Source organism: Anaeromyxobacter sp. PSR-1 (assembly GCF_000964525.1).
Classification (GTDB): Bacteria; Myxococcota; Myxococcia; order Myxococcales; family Anaeromyxobacteraceae; genus Anaeromyxobacter.
In genome coordinates, this window is the sequence record NZ_BAZG01000325.1 from 1 (window position 1) to 2,153 (window position 2,153).

Annotated in this window: 2 protein-coding genes; both read right to left on the reverse strand. The window is 75.5% G+C overall.

The genetic code is table 11. The annotated features are described in order from the left end of the window. Positions 1-479, reverse strand: a 479-nt coding sequence (locus PSR1_RS23020) for an ExeA family protein (RefSeq protein WP_152643432.1), incomplete at its 3' end; no start/stop codon positions are given. Between the two features lie 4 nt (positions 480-483). Further along, positions 484-2,153 (reverse strand): chemotaxis protein CheA (locus PSR1_RS23025; protein ID WP_059439617.1); only part of this gene is annotated, 1,670 nt, incomplete at its 5' end.

Consider the following 2,153-nt stretch of genomic DNA (forward strand, 5'->3'; position numbering starts at 1 on the left):
ACCAGCACCAGGCCCACCAGTGCCCGGTCGTCGGCGCACAGGTTCGTGAGGAGCCGCAGCTCGTCGAACGCGGCGCGGGCCGAGAGGAGCTGCGCCTCGTCCACCACGACGACCGCGAAGCGGCCGTCGGCGTCGAGCCGCGCCACGTGCTCGGCGAGCGCCGAGAACGCGTCCGCCTTCCGCCGCGCCGGCGGCAGCCCGAAGCCCTCGGCGATGGCGCCGAGGAGCTGCGCGGCCGGGAGCGCCGGATGGACCACGAAGCTGAACCGGCAGCGGTCCGCGAACGCGTCCACCAGCGCGCGCGACAGCGTCGTCTTGCCCGCGCCCACCTCGCCGGTGAGCACCGCCAGCTCGCGCTCCTCGAGCGCGTGCGAGAGCCGCGCGAGCGCCTCGGCGTGCTGGCGCGAGGGGAACAGGAACGCCGGATCCGGCGTCTTGGAGAACGGCTTGCGGGCGAGGCGGAAGTGCTCGAGGTACATCCGGCTAGCCCGCCGCCTCGCGGGGCTCCCCCGAGACCACGTCCTCGATGATGGCGCCGACGTCCAGCACCAGCACGGTGCGGCGGCTGCCCAGGTCGGTCGCGCCGGCGATGCCGCGCACGCCCTGCAGCACCGCGCCGAGCGGCTTCACCACCACGTCCTGCTGCCCGACCACCGCGTCCACCGCCACGCCCAGCCGCTCCTGCGCCAGCCCCACCACCACCACGAACAGCCGCTCCGGCGCGCCGGCGCCGGGCAGCCCGAAGAAGCCGGACAGCCGCACCAGCGGCAGCGTCGCGCCGCGGACGGTGACCACCTCGCGCGTGGAGAGCGTGCGCACGTCGGCGGCGCGGACCTCCAGGATCTCGAGCACGCTGTTGAGCGGCACCGCGTAGGTGCGGCCCGCCACCCAGACCACCAGGGCGCGCACGATGGCGAGCGTCACCGGCAGCGTGATCTCGAAGCGCGTGCCGCGCCCGCGCTCGGTGTGCAGGTCGATGATGCCGGACAGCGCGGCGACGTTGCTCTTCACCACGTCCATGCCCACGCCGCGGCCCGAGAGGCTGGTGACCTGGCGCGCGGTGGAGAACCCGGGCACGAAGATGAGGTTCATCAGCTCGCGGCGGGACAGCGCGCCGACGTCGCCGGCGGCCGCCAGCCCGCGCTGCACCGCGACCTCCCGGATCCGGTCCTCGTCGATGCCGGCGCCGTCGTCCTCCACCACGATCCGGACCTTGTTGCCCTGCTGCGTCGCCTCCAGCCGCACCGTGCCGAGCGGCGGCTTCCCGGCGCGGGCGCGCCGCTCGGGCGCCTCGATCCCGTGGTCGATGGCGTTGCGGATGAGGTGCATGAGCGGGTCGGAGAGGTCCTCGACGATGAGCTTGTCGAGCTCGACCTCGCCCCCCGAGACCCGGAGGTCGATGTCCTTGCCGACCTCGCGCGCCAGCTTGCGCACCATCCGCGAGAGCTTGTCGAACACCTGCTCCAGCGGGACCATGCGCACCTCGAGGATGCCGGCCTGCAGCTCCTCCAGGCGGCGCTCCAGGGTGCGGTTGGTGCGCTGCAGCTCCGCGGCGACGGCGGGGTCGCGCCCCTCGGCGCGGAGCCGCTCGGCGAGCGCGACCAGGCTGGTCTTGACCAGCACCAGCTCGCCCACGGCGGTCATGAGCCGGTCGAGCTTGTGGATGTCGACGCGCACCGCCTGCGAGGCGGAGCGCAGCGACGCGGCCTCGTCGCCGGGCGGCTCGGGCGCCGGGGAGAGCGCGGGCGCGCCGGCGGGGCGGCGGGGCGGCTCGGCGCGCGCGGCGGCGGGCGGCGCCTCGACGCGCGGCACCGCCTCGACCGCGGCGGCCGGGCCCGCCTCGCGGCGGATCGCGTCGAGCGGCTCCTTCGAGGCGAACAGCAGCTCGAACGCGATGGACTGCGGGTCCCGGACGTCCGAGGACGGGAGCGTCGAGACCACCTCGCCGAGCCGCTTCAGCCGGCCGCTCAGCGCCGCCAGGTCGCGGTCGAACCCGTCCAGCTCGAAGCTCACCTTCACCCGGTGCAGCGCCAGCCCCTTGGCGAGGTTGGCGCGCAGCCGGTGCTCCTCGTACTCGGTGAGGATGTCCCGGACCTCGGGGCCGAGCGCCACGGTCGCGAGCGGGTCGGCGGCGCGGGCCGGCGGCGGCGCCT